An 18,860-nucleotide genomic window follows, 5' to 3' on the forward strand; every position below is an offset into this window, starting at 1 on the left:
GCTGAAACGGCGCAGCATCTGCTTTATCGCACCGATTCAGGCCAAGTTATCGCGGCGCGCTTCAGCCTCCATGTGCTGCGAACTAAAGGGAGTGATGTGAGCCATGTGCGGGAAGCCGATGGATAAGCGCGTGATCGACCGTACTCACCACGCACCGGCCACCGCGGCATTGCCCAGTCTTATCCTGGTGATTTCTCCCAGGTCGTTTTGCATCTGTAGTTCGGGGAGAATCGATTTCGGTGGCCGTCTGTACCAGTGCAAGCAGACGTTAACGAGATCTGCCCCGGCGGGCTTTTTCAGAAACGACTGCCGCAAGTCGATTGTCAGTCCCGGATTGGGCACCAGGTGAAAGTCGCCCTCTCGATCCAGATGCTCGTGGCTCGGAGCCATGTCAACCCACTTCTTCTGGAACATGCGCCGCGGTGCGATAAACGGATGACCGGCAGCCGCGCACGTCTCCGGAAATATCGGCGCCATAAAGTCGATCACGTATCCATCGCAATGGACCCAGGCGTGAAACGCCGTGTCCGAGCTTTGAACCTGTCCTTCCTCCAACGTTGCGAAAGATATGACATTCCGCTGTTGTTCGTTGACGAGGTAGAACGCGGCCCCGGCGACCTGCACGGCCTCCTTCTTATAGAACTCTTGAAGAATGGCCGCGCCCGCAACGCTGAAGAACATACACGCATGCGCTGTATGCGCATCGACGCTGTCCAGAACCGACCTGATAACCCCGTGAATACGCAGGTAGTCCAACAAAGGAATGAGCGGCTTGGTCTTCATTGCATGTCTTGCCGTGTCCTGATGATCCGTGCCACGCAATGTCACCAAGCTTTCATTTTGAATAGGCGGCCTTGCTCGTTTTCGTCATGCAGGCTCACCACGATTTCATCCTTGCTGAATACCGGCTCATCCTTCTCTGTGCGCACGGGCAAGTCGGAATCGATCAAGGTGATGGTGGGTTGAAGACCAAGGTCGGCATACCGACGAATGACGGCCAAGAGGTTTTCCTTCTTTCGATCATCCAACGACTCGAACACGCCGTCGTGATAGACGAAGCGCGGGAACTTGTCCTCGATATGGGCACGCAGGATTGCCATGTCGAAGGCGATGCACAGCAGCTTGCGGTAGGTGTGCCCGAGGTCAGCGCTCGTCGCATTACCGGATTCGTCCAGAATCTCGGCCTTGAACTCCAGATGCCCTTCTTTATTGGGTGATACGCTGAGCAAAGCCTTGCGGTTGATCACCTCTTCGACGATCTCGCTGAAGAACAGGCGGATGACCGAGAACAGGCTGCTCTTGTCCGAGTTCTGCCTTTCAACGTCTGCCTCGATCTGCGTTTGCAGATGACCGCGCTCTTCCGTCAATGCGCGGATGTCCGTGCGCAATTCTTGCAGTCGGTGCAGGAAACCCCGCTGACGCTCCAGGGACGTGATGTCGGCACGCAGCGTCACCATGTCATCGGACACCTGCTTGTATTTGGTGAACACGTCGGTGCAGCTAAGGAACGACAACATGTCCGAACGTTTCTTGCCCAATGCATTCAGTTCGGCATTGATGCGCTTCAGTTCAGCTTCGACCTCCGTACGCTCCTCTTGGAGATAACCGCGACGCTCGTCCGTAATGGCCTTGTTGAAAGCAATCAACTGCTGGAAGTCCTTCTTGATCTGCCCTTTGAACAGTACGCCCGCTTCCTCAAACATCCGCTGCGCTTCGTCGGGATTGAACAGGATCTGATCCTCCTCCAGTGACGCCAGGATTTTCTTCCTATTCTGGTTCAGCGAGTAGCGCTCGGCGTTGAGTGCTGCGATGCGCTCATCAACGTCGTCGACCACTTGCTTGGTGCGATCCTTGTCCTGAGCCCGGAAGTCGAAGGCGTCGAGCAGCTTCTGCTTCTTCTCAGCTTCCTTCTGCTTAAGCAGCAACAGGCCTTCAATCTTGCTAATGTCCTCGATGGACCCACCCAGTTCATCCTTGATGGTCTGTGCGGTAGTCTGCTTCTGCGTGAGTTCCGTTTCCTTGTCGTAGTGCTGCACGATCAAGGGTGCATCGAAGCCCAGGATATGAGCGAGGAACGGCTTCCAGTCGGCATGTGCGGCCTGGAACTTACGCAGATGGAACACATCGCGGAAATCGTCTTGTGATCGCAACAGGTAGCCCAGCCCCTTGCGGAAAGACCAGGGCTTTAGCGCGCGCAAATCCAGCAGGCCATCGAGCAGATCGCGTGCGCGATCAAACGGCACGTCCTGATGATCCCATTCTGACATCGGTAGGGCCGAGAAGTCCTGATGGCCAGCCTGGTGCTTCTTGAAGCTGATCTTGCTCGCCTCTTCCACACTGCGACGCACGGTCACGTACGAGGCATCCTGCAGCTCGATTTCGAGGAAGAAAACGAAGTCTTTGAAAAGGTCGAGATGCTTAAAGAGAAAAAACTTTGGGTCGCGGCCCGCGAGAAAACCAAAGTCGAGCAGCCGCCCCAGCGTGGTCTTGCCTAGATTGTGAGTGTCCTTGTCGCGGTTCTCCGGCAGGCGTATCTCCGCCATGACGACGTTCAAGCCCGCGACGAAGTCCACGGGCTCGAACTGTTCTGGTTTGTTCGAATAGAGTCTAGAAAGCTTCATTGGGCCCAACGTATTCCACAGCGTCAGTCTTGGGACGATAGTCGATCAGTCCCATCAGATAAAGAAAGTTCAGCGCTGGCAGGAACAGCACATCGCCGCCGCTGACGGTCTTCTTCGCATACTTGCGCAAGTTGTCGTAGTCGTCCAACCGGCGCGATTTGAGGCGTGCCAACAGCAATAGCGACACGTTGATGACCGTGCGGTCCGGATGCGAGTGCTTAGTCGGCCGCAGCATCGCCCACCTCCCCGATATCGCAGTTCCAGTACATGTAGAACAGCACGGCACGGGTCAGGCGCTTGTGGGCATGCTGCCGCAAGACGGGATCACGGTTAAACAACAGATCCACCAGGTACTCCATCACTTCGTCAAAAGTCTGATCGTCCTTGCGTTTAGCAATGATTTTGAGTTCAAACTCATCGACCACCGATTCGTATACGTGCAGCAGTTCAAGGTTTTCCGGGGCGGCCAGAAATGCACGAATCTGAGCCGTCTCTTTCAGGTACTTTCTGCGCTGCGCCTTTGCATACTCGGCGCTTATGTTATTAAGCAGGTTTTTCTGCTCATATGTCACCCGCGTGGTCGGCGGATCGTCAAGCAGTGCCGACACCCCGTCTTTCTGCCGCGCCAACGCCTGCACGACTTCAGCAAGGTCATCGGGACTGACAATCAACGGCGAATCGACTGGATCGAGGTCAGCCTTTCCCACCACATCTGGGAAGGTCTTCAACCAGACTTCCAACTGCTCCAGGCCACACAAGTAGATCGACGAAGAGGGAATGCCGCACTGCGCTGCGAGGTACTCACATATCTCGCTTTGGGCGTTGCCAGCCAAGCGGCGGTTGGCAAACAGCATGTAATGGTCGAGCTGCTTGCTGTCACGCAACTTCTTGATGCGCGGAATTTCCTTGCCGAGTACCGTGTTCTGCGCCGTAGTGCTAAAGAAATCAGACTCCGAAAAATTTCGGTTATAGCCGTTGGTGTGCTTGGCCTGGACGATGGTCGTACCAACCCAGGGGGCAGCCTTGCTCGGATGGAGTTCAGCCGTCCCGACGAACTTCGCATCACGCCCGCCATCAGGCCCTTTGGCGAACCCCTGCACAGAGATGCCAAGCAGGCGCTGGCACAAGAACACGACCAGCTTCTCAAACTGGTCGTCGCTCAAGTCTTCGTAAGCAAACTTCATCGCACCGCCACGCCTGGCGTTTGTTCACGCCTGAACATCAAGCCGCCACCGTAATGCCTGCGCCGTGTGCGCGGCGAGCAGGACGAACGACGATCTCCACCTGCTGATCAAGCGACACGAGCGCCTGCATCAGGCGTTCGAGTGAGATGTTCTGGAGTTTGTACTGACGCACCTGTGACACCTTAGGCTGCGTCATGCCGGTGATGCCCGCCGCCTGGGTTTGGCTCAAGCTCCGCTTTTCGATTAGTTCATTGAGCTTCACGGCGAGCACGGCCTTCGCCGACAACTCCTCCGCGTCCTCGAACCCGAGATCAGTCAAAACGTTGTCCGTGCCCTTGTGGCTGTCTTTGCTTCGCATCGTCATCTCCCGCTGAGCCCGTACCGGGCAAGAACTGCCTTCAACCGTTTTTCAACCAGGTCCACATCCGGCTGCGGCGTCGCAATACCGGATTTGGACTTCTTCTGAAACGCATGCAGCACATGAACGGCATCACCTACCCGCACAGTGTAGACCGCGCGAAAAGTATCGCCCCGATGGTCTTCCACCAGTTCGTACACGCCTGACCCCAGCCCTTTCCAGGGCTTCGAAGAATCCGGCATGCGACCCAACTGCACCACAAACAGCGCAACGCCCATATCCTTCTGGGCTGGAATGGGAAACTCTTTGAAATCCTTCTTCGAGGAGCCTTCCCAGAACAATGGTCGTCGCTTTTCAGTCATGAATTATATCCGTTCGGGAATAGATCGGGCAACCTGAATTTGTACGCCCGCGAATGGAGACGCCTTGCCAGGCACCTTGTGTGATGGGGCAAGGCATTTCAAGCTCCCTCTGTGCCTGCCTGGGCCTCTGTGCGCTTTGTCCCAGGCGGCACTGCCCGCTCCTCGGTGCGCCGATGGCGAAACGGACGATAGGCTCCCGCCGACGCTTTCGATACAACGCCAGTTGCTGCTACCGGAACCTCAATACCGCCATAAGACGGTGTGGGCACTGTCGCCGCAGTTCGACCATCCTCCACCAGGCCTTTGCGTCTGGCGGCCACCAGATCGGCGGCGTTGCGCACCGGGTCGTCCTCCGTGTGTACGTACCGCATGAACATTGTGACCGTCTTGTGCGCTGTCAACGCCATCCCGACCTTTACCGGCACCCCGGAATTGGCGATGTCTGTGGCCGCCCGATGCCGGATGCCGTGCGTTCCGATGTGCGGAACACCGGCTCGGTCGAGGATGCGCTTCCAGCCCTGGTAGTAGGTGTGCTTCGGCAGTGGGCGCGAGGGCTTGAAAATCGCCGGGCAGACAAACGGCGACTCTCCGAAGCGCGGCGCATTCGTCAGCAGGCGCACTGCCTCCTCGCTCATAGGCTTGGAGATGCCCCCGGTCTTGCTGTCGGGCCAGACAATCCGCCGATTCTGGAAATCGACCCACTCCCAGCGAAGCGTCAGGATCTCGGACATGCGCGCGGCACACTCAAACTGCAACCGGATCGCAAGGGTCAGGGTCGGGTGCTCCAAGCCTTCAGCGTCAGATCGCTCCAGGTATGCATACAGCTGAGACAGCTGCACGTCGGTAATAAGCCGGGTTTTGCCCTTCTCCGGGTACTTCTGGACATGCTTGCAAGGGTTAGAGCCGTCCGGCCGGTAGCCCCATACCTCGGCCATATTGAACATCTTGCGCAGGCAGGCGAGCACGCGATTTGCCCCCGTCGGCCCCTTTTCCCGCTTCTTCATCAGAGCGACAACATCCTGGCGCGTGACATCCGGGACCTTCATGCTGCCCAAGGCGGGGCCAATATGCAGCGAGATGTATTTTCGATTGCTGGCAACTGTGCTCGGCTTATTGTGCGGCTTTGAATAGTCTTCAATGAAGCGCACGCACAGTTCTTTCACGGTCGGCGCTTGCCGCGCCGCCGCCTTGAGTGCGCTCGGGTCTTGGCCGCGCCGCACCTCGGCCAACCAATCCTGAGCGATTGATCGGGCCTGTTCCACAGTCAACTCCCCGAACAGCCCGATAGCGGGTTTCCGGCGTTCTCCTGCATTCGTCCGATACTGGACCATGAACACCTTGCGCCCGGTCGGCGTCACCTTGCATAGGAAACCGGGCACCAGCGTGTCACGCAGTTCAATATCCTGCACGCCAGCCTTCGCTGCGTCTACGGTAGTCTTGGTAAGCTTGATTTTGGCCATCTGATCTCCTTGGGTTGCGACCTGAACGCAGGAGCCAGCTAGGAGCCGGGCAAAAGTCAATCAGGTCGAATGCGGTACTAGGCCAAGGTATGATCAGCGCTAAGGCCCATTCGGGGGAACTGAGCGCAAAGCACTGTATCGTGCCCTGGCAAAGGCCAGCGTATCGGAAAAGTCAGCACTCAAAATCCCCCGCCGCAAGGCGTGCCGGTTCGATTCCGGCCCCGGGCACCAGAATTCAAAAAGCCGTTGACGTTTGTCGTCAACGGCTTTTTTCATGTCCGACTTAGGCACGGGCTGCTCTAAACAATCTTGGGGTACAGACAGTCCTGTGCCTAGTTTCCCGCGAGACGGTCAATTCACGGTCACTCCCGCCTCGCGCACCACATCGCCCCACAAAGAAATCTCCTTCACGATCTGATCGCGAAAATCCTGCGGGCTACCCGGCGCGGCCTCTTCCCCGGTAGCCTTCAGACGATTAGCCATCTCGGGCATGACAACCGCGGCATTGATCGCGGCGTTGAGCTTGGCCTGCACCTGCGGCGGCACGCCCTTGGGCGCGATGATGCCGTACCACACCGTCACGTCATACGGCACGCCAGCCTCGCGCACCGTCGGGATATCGGGCGCCGAGGACACGCGCTGCGGCAAGGTCACGGCCAGCACCTTCAGGCGCTTGTCCTCGCGGTAAGGCAGCGTCGAACCCGCCGTGGTCAGCATTACGTTGACCTGGCCTGATACCGTGTCCGTCAGAGCCGGCGCGGACCCCTTGTAGGGGATGTGGACCATGGTGATACCGGCCGTCTTCAAGAAGGCCTCCATCGCCAGATGCGATATGCCGCCCGTGCCGGACGAGGCATAGGTCAATCCGCCCGGCTTCTTCTTGGCCAGGGCCACCAGATCGCCCAGGCTGTCCGCCGGCACGCCGGGATTGACCGACACGAAGAAGGGGGCACGCGCGATCATGCCGATCGGGGTCATGTCTTCCACCGGATCGAATGGCAGCTTGTACAGGCTGGGGTTGACGGAATAGCTATTGGAAATCAAGGTGAGGGTGTAGCCATCGGGCGTTGCCTTCAGGCCCTGCTCCACGCCCAGCTTGCCGCCCGCGCCTGGGCGGTTCTCCACCACCACGGGCTGCTTCAGGCCATCGGACAGCAGCTGCCCCAGAAGACGCGCGATCCCGTCATTGCCGCCTCCGGCGGCAAAGGGCACGATCAGCTTGATCGGCTGTGAAGGGTAGTCGTCCGCGTGCGCATTGGAAACCGATGCGGCAAACGCCACGGCAGCCAGCGTCATCCCCAATACCGCCCTGCCCAGCTTGGCGCCGGATAGCATCGTCATAGTTATCTCCTCTCTTATCGGCCGCTGCGCGGCCACGTTTATTGGCGAAAAGGCGCAAGACTACAACTTAACGAGTGAAGTTGCAGTCTTGCGCCCTGCTTTCCGCGACGCTCGGTTGCGTTGGCCGGCCTTTTTTATGTTGCGTGCGTGGTCTGAAACGCATGATCCCGAAACCGCTCCACCAGGGTTGCCACGGCGGATTTGTCCAGCGCTTGCACCGCATAGCAAAGCCCGATGCGCCGCGACATCTCCAGCCCTTCCAGCGGCCTGGTCTTCACGCCGGCCTGACTGCGAGCAAGGGACTCCGGCGCCACGCATATGCCTGCGCCAGCCGCCGTCAATGCCAATGCCAGGCGCAGCGATCCTGCGTGGGCGGCCGGCGTGTTTGCCCCGGCGCCATAGTAGGGAAGCAGACGCTGATGCGTCGGATGATCCGGGCACACGATCCAGGGCAATGCGGCTTCGGCGCCGCTGCCTGCCGGTCTGGCCAGCACGTAAGGATCGACGGATAGCGGCAGGAACAGCTCGTCCTCGCAGCGCTCGTCCTCGGTCGCCAGCCGGGCATCGCCCTGACACCCCTCAAGCAGGCTCACGAAAAGCGTCGGCACGGCCTCCCGCGCCGCGCGCATGAAGGCGGCAATGTCCTGTCCCGCAATGTCCGCCTCCACGCCGATTTCGATGCGCGACGCAGACGAACCCTGGCGGAACTGATGCGTCATCGAGTCCGTTTGCGACAGGATGCGGCGCGCCTGCGGATACAAGATGCGGGCGTCCTCCGTCACGGCCACGCCGCGCGCCTGGCGCGCGAACAATTGCGTGCCCAGCAAGTCCTCCAGGCTCTTGATCGTGCCGGACAGCGCGGGCTGGCTCAGGTGCAAACGGCGGGCAGCGGCCGTGATGTTGCGCTCTTCGAAGACGGCGACAAAGGCCTTGAGCTGACGGCTATCCATAAGTTTTTCCGATTTCTTCCAAAGGAATAAACCATTTCTCAGGGAAAACCCCTGGGAATAGAATGATTCCCGACACTCAAGCATACATAAAACCGATATCAGGAGTCCGCCATGTCTACCTTGAAAAAGCCCCTCGTCATCATCACGGGCGCCAGTTCCGGCATAGGCCTGGCCACCGCCCGCCTGTTCTCGGCCCACGGCCACCCGCTGCTGCTGCTGGCGCGCCGGCTGGAAAAAATGCAGGCGCTGAACCTGCCCGACACCCTGGCGCTATCCGTGGACGTGACCGACCGCGCCGCGCTGGCCGCCGCTGTGCAGGAAGGCGAGGCGCGCTTCGGTCCGGCCGATGCGCTCATCAACAATGCGGGCGTCATGCTGTTGGGCGACATTACGCGCCAGGACCCGGATCAATGGGACCGGATGCTGGACGTGAACGTCAAAGGCGTGCTGAACGGCGTGCATGCGGTCGCGGCGGGCATGGTGCAGCGCAAGCGCGGCAGCATCATCAACATCAGTTCAGTCGCCGGGCGCAAGACCTTCCCCAATCACGTGGCTTACGTGGGCACCAAGTTCGCCGTGCACGGCCTCTCGGAAAACCTGCGCGAGGAACTGTCGGCGCACAACGTGCGCGTGACCACCATCGCGCCGGGCGCCGTGGAAACCGAACTGCTGGGCCATACCACCGACGCGGACATCAAGACGGGCTACGAAGCCTGGAAGGCCGGGATGGGCGGCAAGGTGCTGGCCGCCGAGGACGTAGCCAACGCCATCCACTACGCCTATGCACAGCCTGACGGCGTGTGCGTGCGGGAAATCGTGCTGGCGGCCACGCGCCAGCAGGCGTGAGGCATCCGTTGCCGTGACCGTATGACGTTCAGCCCTGCGCCTCCGCGCGCAGCGCGGCCTGCACCGCGGGGCGCTCTCCGATGCGCGCGGCGTATGCCGCCAGGGATGGCCAGCGATCCAGGTCGATCGCGAAGAACCTGCACCACCCCAGCACGGTAAACAGATAGGCATCGGCCACGCTGAACTGCTCGCCCATCAAGTAGGTGCTTTCGGCCAGGATGCCGTCCAGGTAGTCGAAGCGCTTGAAGAGCCGTTCGCGGAAATGCGCCTTGGCGGCTTCGGGCAAGGCAGTCTGGAACAAGGGCGCCGAGCCCGCGTGGATCTCGCTGCTCACGAAATTGAGCCATTCCTGCAGGCGTGTACGCTCGCGCGTGCCGTTGGGCGGCGCTAGCTGCATGACGGGCCGCAGGTCGGCAAGGTACTGAACGATGGCCGGCCCTTCCGTCAGCACGTCGCCCTGGCCCAGTTCCAGCGCGGCGACATAGCCTTTGGGATTGATGGTGCGGAAATCGCGGCCGTCCGCGGTCTGCTTGGTCTGGTTGTTTACCTTGACCAGTTCGAATGGCAGCTCCAGTTCGCGCAAGACGATATGCGGCGACAGCGAGCAGGTATGCGGGGCGTAGTAAAGCTTCATGACATCTCCAGGGAACAACAGGGGAGCAGTCTCTCGCGCCGCTACACACAGGTAAAATTAATGCTCCATTCTCTTATCATTAGCTCAGCTACTTAATATGTTGAACCTGGGGCATTGGCGCCTGCTCGTCGCGACGGCCGACACGGCCAACATCTCGCGCGCCGCCGAGCGCGTGGGCATTACCCAGTCCGGCGCCAGCCAGGCCATTGCGCAACTGGAAGCGTCGCTGGGGCTCCAGGTTTTCACCCGTTCGCGCAAGGAAGTGGCGGTAACCGCCCTGGGCGAACAGGTCATCGATCACGCCCGCGCGATGCTGTCTCACCTGGAGTCCATCCGCGCGCTTGCCGACGACAGCCAGGGACTGAGCCAGGGCCGCATCCGCCTGGGCAGCTTTCCTTCGGTCATCTCGACGCTGCTGCCCTCCCTGCTGCATAGCTTCCGGCAGCGCCACCCCGGCATCGAGGTGGTGGCCTTGGAAGGTACGGATGAAGAGGTCGAAGATTGGCTGTCGCGCGGCGCCATCGATCTGGGCGTGGTGATGAACCCTACAGCGCCAAGGCAAGCCCTGATCCTGGGCCGCGACCGCTGGATGGCGCTGCTGCCCGGCGCACACCCATTCAGCCGCCGCGCGTCGTCGCGAGGTATTGCGCTGGCCGACTTGGCCGATGAGCCGTTCATTCTGGCGACCGGCGGCTGTGCCGTGAATGGCCTGAGCCTTGCGCGCAAGGCCGGGCTGGAGCTCAACGACATCCGCGTTACGGTCCGCGATTGGGCCAGCGCCTGCGCGTTGGTGCGCGAGGGCATGGGGGCCGCGGTGGTTCCCGAGTCCACCCTGCCCTCGGACATGCGCCAGCTCCGGGCCTTGCCGCTGACGCCGGCGGCGCGCAGGGAGTTCGGCCTGGTGCGTTCCGCGGCCAGCCGGAAATCCGCGGCGGTGGACGCGCTTTGGAAGCATGCAGCCCTCGCCTTCAGTCCAAAGGCTTCGGCCAAAGTACGTACCCGCTGAGACGAACCGCACGCGCATCCCCCTCCCCCCCGGCAGTGGAAACTCCGCGCTACGATCTGGTTGTCGTTCCATCTGGATTCGCGAAGCGCTGCCCTAGGGAAACAACGCGCCATGACACCCCGCCTGTACGCGCTTACCCTGCTCTCCATGCTCGCCTTCGCCGGCAACTCGCTGCTGTGCCGCCTTGCGCTCAAGCACACCGCCATCGATCCCGCCACCTTCGTGGCCATCCGCATCGCTTCCGGCGCATTGGTGCTGTGGCTGGTGTTGCGCCTTCGCAAACCGGCGAAACAGCTGGAAGGCAATTGGCGTGGTGCGTCGGCGCTGCTGGCCTATGCCGTGGCCTTCGCCTATGCGTACACCCAGATCTCGGCTGGCACGGGCGCCTTGCTGCTGTTCGCGTCGATCCAGATCAGCATGATCCTGTATGGATTCTTCATCGGCGAGAGGCTGAGCGCCACGCAGGGGCTGGGCATAGGACTGGCGGTGGCCGGTCTAGTGATCCTGATGCTGCCCAGCGTCAGCGCGCCGCCGTTGTTCCACGCCTTGCTGATGATAGTGGCCGGCATCGCGTGGGGCGCCTATTCGTTGCTGGGCCGCGGCGCCAAGGACGCGGCGTCGGCGACGGCGGGCAACTTCATCCGCGCCACGCCTGTCGCGTTGCTGCTATTCCTGCTGCATGGGCTGAGTTCACGCGTGAGCTACGATGCCGCGGGCGTGGCATATGCCGTGGCTTCCGGTGCGGTGACCTCAGGCCTGGGCTATGTCTTCTGGTACGCGGCGCTCAAAGGCCTGAAAGTGACTCACGCCGCCACCGTGCAGCTCAGCGTGCCGGTGTTGACGGCATTTGGCGGGACCCTGTTCCTGGATGAGCCTGTGACCGGCATCCTGGTAACGGCGTCGGTACTGATCCTGCTCGGCATCGCGTTGGTGGTGCTGGTCAAGAAGCAGCCCCCCTGACAGCCCGCTTCAATTCACCCGCTTGGGCAGCACCGCCCGCATCCAGCGCGACAGGCGCGGCCGGATGCGCTGGTTGTGCAGCAGCACCGCGCCCACGGCGCCGATGAATGCGCCGACCACCGTATCCAGGAAGCGCGCCTCGATGACGGCCGCGGGATAGCCCTGGCCCAGGTGCGGCGCCTCGGCCAGGAAGATCGTCAGGGGCGTGATCAACACCACGGCGCTGGCGTAGTGGCGCACCACCAGCGTTTCGATGCCGAACGACAGCGCCATCATCACCAGGCTCAGCGTCCACACGTTCAGCGGCAGGCTCAACAAGGCCCATGCCGCGCACAAGCCCACGGCGGTACCCAGGATGCGATGCAGCTGACGGTTCCACGCCGCCATCAAGGTCGCGCCCTGGATAATGGCCAGGCAGCTGACGGGCACCCAGTACGGGCGCGGCAATTGCAGCAGCTCGGCCACCAGCAGCGACACGCCCACGAAAAGGCCGATGATCACGGAGTCGTAGACCACGAAATCGAGGGTGGGCCTGGGCAGCGCGGTTTCGGGCGGCGGCGGCGCGACCCGCGTCATGTGCAGGGAATACACAAACGCCACCAGGCACGCGACCAGGCTACCCAGGGCCACCATGCCGACGCGTGTGGGAATTTCTTCCACGCGCCCCGGCGTGTAGGCCGCGATCGCGGTCGCCATGATGTAGAACAGGCTGCCCGGCGGGCCCAGCCGGTAGCAGCGGCAGACCATGTTCACCACCATGGCAATGAAGGTCAGCGCCACCAGCATGACCGCGGGCCAGAACTGCGTCAGCGCGCCCACGGCATAGCAGGCCACCATGCCGAAGGACGCCGCCAGCAGCATCATCATGCGGTGCTGCAGCGAAGAATTGGGCAGGCTCAGGAACACCATGCCGCCCAGGCTGGACATCAGGCCGTAATCCATGCGTCCGAAATAGGCGCCCACCAACAAGGGCAGCCCTGAGGACAGGGCCGCGGCCAGGGGCATTTCCCAGGGCCGGTCGCTGGCGTTGACCCGGATCAGTTCGCGCCACACGCCCAATAGGCGCGCCTTGGCCCAGCTGTACCCGCGCCATGCGGCGGAGCCGCGCTCGGAGGGTTCTTCGTTCTTGTTCATGGACAGGCCTGTAGAAAATTCCGCCGGACGGATTTAACGGGAATTCCCTGATTCTCCCCCCTTATGCCGCTGGCTACCATTCGCCGCACCTCAGCCTTCGGCTGATCGCTACAAATGCGCCGGATGGCGCGGAGACACCCATGAAAGCACTCAAACTGGCCGCGGCAGGCACCGCCTTACTCATTTCGTCCTTGACCGCCCACGCCGGCGCGACTTTCGAGGCGGTCAAGAACAAGGGCTTCGTCCAATGCGGCGTGTCCACCGGCGTCGCCGGCTTCTCGGTGAACGACAGCAAGGGCGGCTGGATCGGCCTGGACGTGGACCTGTGCCGCGCGCTGGCCATCACCATGTTCGGCGACGCTTCCAAGGCCAAGATCATGGCCGTCAGCGCGCTGCAGCGCTTCACCGCCCTGCAATCCGGTGAAGTCGACGTGCTGCCCCGCAATACCACGCTCTCGTTGACCCGCGACACCACGCTGGGCCTGATCGGCGTGGGCGTGAACTACTACGACAGCCAGGGCATCATGGTGAACAAGTCCCTGAACGTGAAGAGCGCCAAGGAGCTGGACGGCGCCACGGTCTGCGTGCAGCCCGGCACCACCACCGAACTCAACCTGGCCGACTGGTTCCGCTCGCAGAACATCGTCTTCAAGCCCGTGGTCGTCGAGCGCCTGGACGAGATCATCCGCGCCTTCGCGGTGGGCCGTTGCGATGCCTTCACCGGCGACAAGTCGCAGCTGGCCGCGGCACGCAGCAACCTCGAAAACCCGGAAAAGTACGACATCCTGCCGGAGAACTTCTCCAAGGAGCCGCTGGGTCCGATGGTCCGCCAGGGCGACGAGCAATGGTTCAACGTCGTGCGCTGGACCCTGTTCGCCATGCTGGAAGCCGAGGAATACGGCATCACGTCCAAGAACGTCGACGAAATGCTCAAGAGCACCAACCCCAACGTGCAGCGCCTTTTGGGCGTGACGCCGGGCATGGGCAAGAACCTGGGCGTGGACGACAAGTGGGCCTACAACATCATCAAGAACATCGGCAACTACGGCGAGAGCTTTGAGAAGAACCTTGGCCCCAGCAGCCCGCTGAAGCTGCCGCGCGGCCTGAACGCTTCTTACCGCGACGGCGGCCTGATGTACGGCTGGCCCGTGCGCTAAAGGCACGGCAGGCCCGCGCCAGGCATCGCCCGCTACGGCTTCGCGCCGTGGAACAGCGGCGATGCCTGGATTTTTTCCAGCATGCCTCTTGCCGCGCTGGTCAGCGGCCGGTTGGCCCGCACGATCAGCCGCGTCTGCGCCGCTTCGAAGATGGGATTGGTGGTGCGCAGCGCCACAAGCTCGCCCCGCGCGACCTCCTTCACCACCGAGTTCGCCGACGTGAAGGTCAGCCCCAGACGGCTTTCCACATAGCGCTTGAGCGTCACCACCGAGTTGGCGATGAAGTTGGGCGACAGCACGATGTTCTCGGACAGCTCAGCCATCTCGATCAGCTGGCGTAAACCGAAGCCCGGCCCCATCAGCGCGATCGGATAGCGCGCCACGTCCTTCAGCGTCGGCCGCTTGCGCTGCCGGGCCAGCGGATGATCCGGCCACGCGATCACGCACAGCGGATGGTTGCGCGTGTGCACCACGCGTATGCCGGGGTCCGCCGGCGCGCCGAACACCACGCCAATATGCGCGTCGTCGTGCACCACAGCGCGCACCGCGTCGGAAGCGCCGGCCACTTTCAACGAAACCCGCACGCCAGGATGCTGCCGGCAGAACGCATCCACCACGCCGCTCATCAGGATATCGACGAAGCCCTCGCTGGTAACGATCTGGATGTCGCCGCGTTGCAACCCGTTGACCTCGTCCAGCCGGGCGCGCAAGGCCTGCTCGCTGGCCTGCCGGTCGCGGCAGTGATCCATCACAATCGCGGCCATGTCGGTGGGCACGATGCCGCGGCCCTTGCGCTCCAGCAGCGCCACGCCCAATTCCGTCTCCAGCAGCTGGATCTGGCGGCTGACGATGGAAGGCTCCACGCCCAGGCGTTCCGCCGCCCCGCGCACCGATCCGGTGGTGACCGCCTCGAAGAAATACTGCAGGCGCCGCGCGCTCAAACCTCCGTCCATACTTGTCCCCATTTCTATGATTTCTTCAAATCGTTGCCTTTTTAGCAACAAACTTCCCCTCAGCTTACATTGATTTACAGGGCGGCGATTGCGAATAATGCGCGTACTTTCAAATCCGCTCGGTTGCGAGCCGCAAGCTGGAAGCCAGCAGCGGCGGCAATGCGAGGTAACGCCCATTTCGAGCCTTAAAGCATGAAACTCTTCGCTTCGATCCTCGCTGCCGCAACCCTGAGCGTATTCAGTCAGCAAGCCGCGGTCGCTTCCCCGGAGGCCGCCTACCCGAGCAAGCCCGTCAAGCTCGTGGTCGGCTACGCGCCGGGCGGCTCGTCCGACGCCGTGGCGCGGCTGATCGCCGGCCGCCTGTCGGACAAGCTGGGCCAGACCTTCGTGGTCGAAAACCGTCCCGGCGCCGCCAGCAACATCGCCGCCGCCACCGTGGCGCGCTCGCCCAACGACGGCTACACCATCCTGCTGGGCTCGAACGCCAGCACCATCAACGTGTCTCTGTACAAGGAACTGTCCTTCGACTTCCAGAAGGACTTCGCGCCGGTGGCGCTACTGACGCGCTTCCCCAACATCATGGTGGTGAACAACACCGTGCCGGCCAAGACGGTGCAGGAGTTCATCGACTACGCCAAGGCCAACCCCAAGAACATCTTCTTCGCCTCGTCCGGCGCGGGCTCGTCCACGCGCCTGTCGGCGGAACTGTTCAAGATGATGACCGGCGTGCAGATGGAGCACGTGCAGTACAAGGGCAGCGCGCCTGCCCTCACCGACCTGATGGCCGGCCGCATCCAGGTGATGTTCGACACCGCGCCTTCCGTCATGCAGCTCATCCAGGGCGGCAAGCTGCGCGCACTGGGCGTCACCAGCGCTACCGTGCAGCCCTTCGCGCCCGAGATCCCCACCATCGACGCCACCGTCAAGGGCTACGAGATGACGTCCTGGTACGCGCTGTTCGCGCCCACCGGCACGCCCGCGGGCATCGTGGAAAAGCTGAACAAGGAAGTCAACGCGATCCTGGCAGAGAAGGAAATCCAGGAAAAGCTCGCCGGCATGGTCGCCACGCCCGGCGGCGGTACGACCGAAGAACTGCGCCAGCACGTCGCTTCCGAAATCGCCAAGTACGCCGACGTGGTCAAGGCCTCCGGCGCCACCGCGGACTAAGCACTCTTACCATGCGCGTTTTCACCGGTTCGCTGTCCACGGAAACCAATACATTCGCTCCGCTGCCCACCTCGCTGGATGACTTCGCCGACCGGGGCTACTACCCCGCCGGCACCCATCCTCCCGAGATGACCATATTCAGCGGACCCCTGTGGGCAGCGCGCCAGCGCGGCGCGCAACACGGCTGGACCGTGATCGAAGGCATGGCCGCCGGCGCCCAGCCCGGCGGCATCACCACCCGCCACGCTTACGAAACGCTGCGCGATGAACTGCTGCGCGACCTACGGCAAGCGCTGCCCGTCGACATGGTGGTGCTGGGCCTGCACGGCGCCATGGTGGCCGACGGCTACGAAGACTGCGAAGGCGATCTGCTGGCACGCATACGCGAAATCGTCGGCCCCGAGGTCGTGGTGGGCGCGGAGCTGGATCCGCACTGCCACCTGTCGGACGCCATGGTCGCCAACGCCGACATGCTGGTCGCCTACAAGGAATATCCCCACACCGACATCCGCGAACGCGCGTTGGAATTGGTGGACTTCTGCGCGGCGATCGTCGATCGGCGCATTGTTCCTGTGGCCGCCGTGATCGACTGCGAGATGGTCGTCACCATCCGCACGCCACAGGAACCGGCGCGCAGCTACATCGACCGCATCAGCGCGCTGGAAGGCCGCGACGGCATACTCTCCATTTCCTTGGTGCACAGCTTCGCCTGGGGCGATGTGCCAGACATGGGGACCAAGCTGCTGGTCTATGCCGATGGCGATGCCCGAGCCGCCCAGCAACTGGCGCGGCGCCTGGCTGACGAGCTGATAGGCATGCGCGAAGCATTGACGCCCGTCTACCCCAAACCGGACGAAGCCATCGACCAGGCTTTGGCATACGGCGCAATGCCGGTCGTCATCGCCGATGCGGCCGATAATCCGGGCGGGGGTGGTGCGGGCGACTCCACCTTCCTGCTGCGGCGCCTGCTGGAAAGGGGTGTGCGCAATGTGGCTATCGGCCCCATGTGGGATCCCATCGCCGTCCGCATCGCTTTCAGCGCCGGCGTAGGCGCGCGCTTGCCCTTGCGCATCGGGGGCAAGATCAGCCCCCTGTCCGGGGACCCGCTGGACCTGATGTGCACCGTCAAGGCACTGGTGCCGGACATGGTCATGACGGGACTGTCCGGATCGCCGGCTGTCGTAGGGAATTCCGCCCTGGTCGAGGCTGATGGCATCGAAATCGTGCTGATCACGGTACGGGCCCAGGCCATGGATACCGATGTCTTCACCCAGCTGGGCTGCCGGTTGGAGGAGAAGACGCTGATCGTGGTGAAGTCGGCGCAGCATTTCCAGGCGTCGTTCGCCAAGGTGGCGCGGGCTGTGGTGTTTGCGGATGCGCCGGGGTCGGCGACGTTGGATCAGAGCAAGCTGCCGTATAAGCATATTCATAGGCCAAAGTGGCCGATCGATATGTGACAAAGTTCCCTGCGCTCAGGCGGCCGGGCGTCTTGTATTGAAGGGATACACAACAGTCGTCAGCGGTTCATCATCCGCGAGTTACCCTAGCCTATCCAGCGCCCGTCCGCTGAATGCGTTACTCTCCCCCTCCCCAATTCAAGTCCGCAAGGAGCCCCAAATGGCACAAGCCTCCGCCCGCCACATCCTCGTCTCCACCGAAGCCAAGGCCAACGAACTGAAGACCGCCATCGAGAACGGCGGCGACTTCGCTCAGCTGGCCAAGGAAAACTCCAGCTGCCCGTCCTCGCGCGACGGCGGCAACCTGGGTACGTTCGGTCCGGGCCAGATGGTCAAGGAATTCGACACCGTGGTGTTCAGCGCCCCGGTCGGCGTGGTCCAGGGTCCCGTGAAGACCCAGTTCGGCTACCACCTGGTTGAAGTGACCAGCCGCAAGGACTAAGTCCCGCTGCTGCACGCGAAAAGGCCGCCGCCAGAAGAATCTGGCGGCGGCCTTTTTTTGTCTGCTCGAAAGAGCGCGCCAGGAATCTATTCCTTGCCCGTCATCACCATGTGCGCCAGCGCATCCGCGTCCAGCCCGGCCACGTCGCGCTCGATGACCTTGGTCCCGCTCTTCAGGATCGCAACCCTGTCCGCCAACGCCACCACGTCGGCCATGTTGTGGCTGATGAGGATCACGGTGCGCCCTTCCTCGCGCAGCTTGCGCACCAGGTTCAGCACCAGCGCGGTCTCCTTGACGCCCAGCGCGGCGGTGGGTTCGTCCATGATGACGACGCGGGCGTCCCAGCGCAGGGCGCGGGCGATGGCGACGGCCTGGCGCTGGCCGCCGGACATGCGTTCCACGGGACGGTCCATGTCATCGATGGGCACGGACAGGCGCTGCAGGTAGCCGCGCGCATCCTGCGCCATGCGGCGCTTGTCCAGGACGCTGAACGGACCCACGCGCCGCACCAGTTCGGCGCCCATGAAGATGTTCTCCCAGATCGACAGCCGCGGGGCCAGCGCCAGGTCCTGGTAGATGGTGGCGATGCCTTGCACCAGGGCATCGTGGGGCGAGCCGAACATGACCTGCTGGCCGTTCAAGCTCATCGCGCCGCCGCTGGGTTCCTGCGCGCCGGAGATGATGCGGATGAGCGTGGACTTGCCCGCGCCGTTGTCGCCGCAGATGGCCATGACCTTGCCTTGCGGCACGTCCAGGTCCACGCCCTTCAGGGCTTCGACGGCGCCATACGACTTCTTGATCTGGCGTAGCGACAACGCGGCGGTCATG

20 protein-coding genes are annotated in these 18,860 nt (G+C 62.4%); 7 read left to right on the forward strand and 13 right to left on the reverse strand.

Annotated elements, in window-relative coordinates; all coding sequences use genetic code 11:
* Positions 1-144: 144 nt before the first annotated feature.
* The 9 genes from ACZ5YA_RS19145 to ACZ5YA_RS19185 form a co-directional block, all read right to left on the reverse strand.
* A complete protein-coding gene (locus ACZ5YA_RS19145) occupies positions 145-783 on the reverse strand; it encodes a DUF2026 family protein (protein WP_086911664.1) in 639 nt (212 codons plus the stop codon).
* A 41-nt stretch (positions 784-824) separates the two neighbouring features.
* Positions 825-2,621, reverse strand: coding sequence for a DUF2326 domain-containing protein (locus tag ACZ5YA_RS19150; protein ID WP_086911663.1), 1,797 nt, complete (start codon positions 2,619-2,621; stop codon positions 825-827).
* On the reverse strand, positions 2,608-2,856 hold the full coding sequence (locus ACZ5YA_RS19155; RefSeq protein ID WP_086911662.1) for an ABC-three component system middle component 8: 249 nt from the start codon (positions 2,854-2,856) through the stop codon (positions 2,608-2,610). Before ACZ5YA_RS19155 ends, ACZ5YA_RS19150 begins: the two co-directional genes overlap by 14 nt.
* The gene (locus ACZ5YA_RS19160) at positions 2,840-3,805 is read right to left on the reverse strand and encodes an ABC-three component system protein (protein ID WP_086911661.1); all 966 of its coding nucleotides are present in this window, start codon (positions 3,803-3,805) and stop codon (positions 2,840-2,842) included. The genes ACZ5YA_RS19155 and ACZ5YA_RS19160 overlap by 17 nt, the downstream gene beginning before the upstream one ends.
* A 37-nt stretch (positions 3,806-3,842) precedes the next feature.
* Complete coding sequence (locus ACZ5YA_RS19165; RefSeq protein WP_086913969.1) at positions 3,843-4,163, reverse strand: helix-turn-helix domain-containing protein; 321 nt, start codon at positions 4,161-4,163, stop codon at positions 3,843-3,845.
* A 2-nt stretch (positions 4,164-4,165) separates the two neighbouring features.
* On the reverse strand, positions 4,166-4,525 hold the full coding sequence (locus ACZ5YA_RS19170; RefSeq protein WP_086911660.1) for a type II toxin-antitoxin system RelE/ParE family toxin: 360 nt from the start codon (positions 4,523-4,525) through the stop codon (positions 4,166-4,168).
* Positions 4,526-4,623: 98 nt separating this feature from the next.
* A complete protein-coding gene (locus tag ACZ5YA_RS19175) occupies positions 4,624-5,985 on the reverse strand; it encodes a tyrosine-type recombinase/integrase (RefSeq protein WP_086913968.1) in 1,362 nt (453 codons plus the stop codon).
* Positions 5,986-6,336: 351 nt separating this feature from the next.
* On the reverse strand, positions 6,337-7,326 hold the full coding sequence (locus ACZ5YA_RS19180; RefSeq protein WP_464091082.1) for a tripartite tricarboxylate transporter substrate binding protein: 990 nt from the start codon (positions 7,324-7,326) through the stop codon (positions 6,337-6,339).
* A 134-nt stretch (positions 7,327-7,460) separates the two neighbouring features.
* A complete protein-coding gene (locus ACZ5YA_RS19185; protein WP_251878879.1) occupies positions 7,461-8,276 on the reverse strand; it encodes a LysR family transcriptional regulator in 816 nt (271 codons plus the stop codon).
* A gap of 111 nt (positions 8,277-8,387) precedes the next feature.
* On the opposite strand from ACZ5YA_RS19185, the gene ACZ5YA_RS19190 reads away from it, so the two are divergent.
* On the forward strand, positions 8,388-9,122 hold the full coding sequence (locus ACZ5YA_RS19190) for an SDR family oxidoreductase (RefSeq protein WP_464091083.1): 735 nt from the start codon (positions 8,388-8,390) through the stop codon (positions 9,120-9,122).
* A 28-nt stretch (positions 9,123-9,150) separates the two neighbouring features.
* Here the strand turns inward: ACZ5YA_RS19190 and gstA are convergent, their stop codons facing one another.
* Positions 9,151-9,756 (reverse strand): glutathione transferase GstA, encoded by a 606-nt coding sequence (gene gstA / locus ACZ5YA_RS19195; protein ID WP_464091084.1) that lies wholly within the window; start codon positions 9,754-9,756, stop codon positions 9,151-9,153.
* 97 nt (positions 9,757-9,853) lie between these two features.
* Here gstA and ACZ5YA_RS19200 point away from each other — a divergent pair, with 97 nt between their 5' ends.
* Entirely contained in the window at positions 9,854-10,762 is a 909-nt protein-coding gene (locus ACZ5YA_RS19200) for a LysR family transcriptional regulator (RefSeq protein ID WP_251878873.1), read from the forward strand.
* 111 nt (positions 10,763-10,873) lie between these two features.
* Positions 10,874-11,722, forward strand: a complete 849-nt coding sequence (locus ACZ5YA_RS19205) for a DMT family transporter (protein WP_464091085.1) — start codon at positions 10,874-10,876, stop codon at positions 11,720-11,722.
* 9 nt (positions 11,723-11,731) lie between these two features.
* Here ACZ5YA_RS19205 and ACZ5YA_RS19210 read toward each other — a convergent pair whose 3' ends face one another.
* The gene (locus ACZ5YA_RS19210) at positions 11,732-12,856 is read right to left on the reverse strand and encodes an FUSC family protein (RefSeq protein ID WP_464091086.1); all 1,125 of its coding nucleotides are present in this window, start codon (positions 12,854-12,856) and stop codon (positions 11,732-11,734) included.
* 140 nt (positions 12,857-12,996) lie between these two features.
* Here ACZ5YA_RS19210 and ACZ5YA_RS19215 point away from each other — a divergent pair, with 140 nt between their 5' ends.
* Positions 12,997-14,013 carry an amino acid ABC transporter substrate-binding protein gene (locus tag ACZ5YA_RS19215; protein ID WP_059373945.1) on the forward strand — a complete coding sequence of 339 codons (1,017 nt, stop codon included), beginning with the start codon at positions 12,997-12,999 and terminating at the stop codon, positions 14,011-14,013.
* Positions 14,014-14,045: 32 nt separating this feature from the next.
* Here the strand turns inward: ACZ5YA_RS19215 and ACZ5YA_RS19220 are convergent, their stop codons facing one another.
* Positions 14,046-14,966 carry a LysR family transcriptional regulator gene (locus ACZ5YA_RS19220; protein WP_059373946.1) on the reverse strand — a complete coding sequence of 307 codons (921 nt, stop codon included), beginning with the start codon at positions 14,964-14,966 and terminating at the stop codon, positions 14,046-14,048.
* A 192-nt stretch (positions 14,967-15,158) separates the two neighbouring features.
* On the opposite strand from ACZ5YA_RS19220, the gene ACZ5YA_RS19225 reads away from it, so the two are divergent.
* The 3 genes from ACZ5YA_RS19225 (at position 15,159) to ACZ5YA_RS19235 (ending at position 18,032) form a co-directional block, all read left to right on the forward strand.
* Positions 15,159-16,133, forward strand: a complete 975-nt coding sequence (locus tag ACZ5YA_RS19225; protein WP_059373947.1) for a Bug family tripartite tricarboxylate transporter substrate binding protein — start codon at positions 15,159-15,161, stop codon at positions 16,131-16,133.
* An 11-nt stretch (positions 16,134-16,144) separates the two neighbouring features.
* Complete coding sequence (locus tag ACZ5YA_RS19230; protein ID WP_464091087.1) at positions 16,145-17,590, forward strand: M81 family metallopeptidase; 1,446 nt, start codon at positions 16,145-16,147, stop codon at positions 17,588-17,590.
* 160 nt (positions 17,591-17,750) lie between these two features.
* Positions 17,751-18,032 carry a peptidylprolyl isomerase gene (locus tag ACZ5YA_RS19235; protein WP_059373949.1) on the forward strand — a complete coding sequence of 94 codons (282 nt, stop codon included), beginning with the start codon at positions 17,751-17,753 and terminating at the stop codon, positions 18,030-18,032.
* Positions 18,033-18,118: 86 nt separating this feature from the next.
* Here the strand turns inward: ACZ5YA_RS19235 and ACZ5YA_RS19240 are convergent, their stop codons facing one another.
* Positions 18,119-18,859: an ATP-binding cassette domain-containing protein gene (locus tag ACZ5YA_RS19240; protein WP_059373950.1), complete on the reverse strand. Its 741-nt coding sequence runs from the start codon at positions 18,857-18,859 to the stop codon at positions 18,119-18,121.
* Position 18,860: the final 1 nt, after the last annotated feature.

It is taken from the genome of Achromobacter sp. JCM 18799, assembly GCF_055395645.1.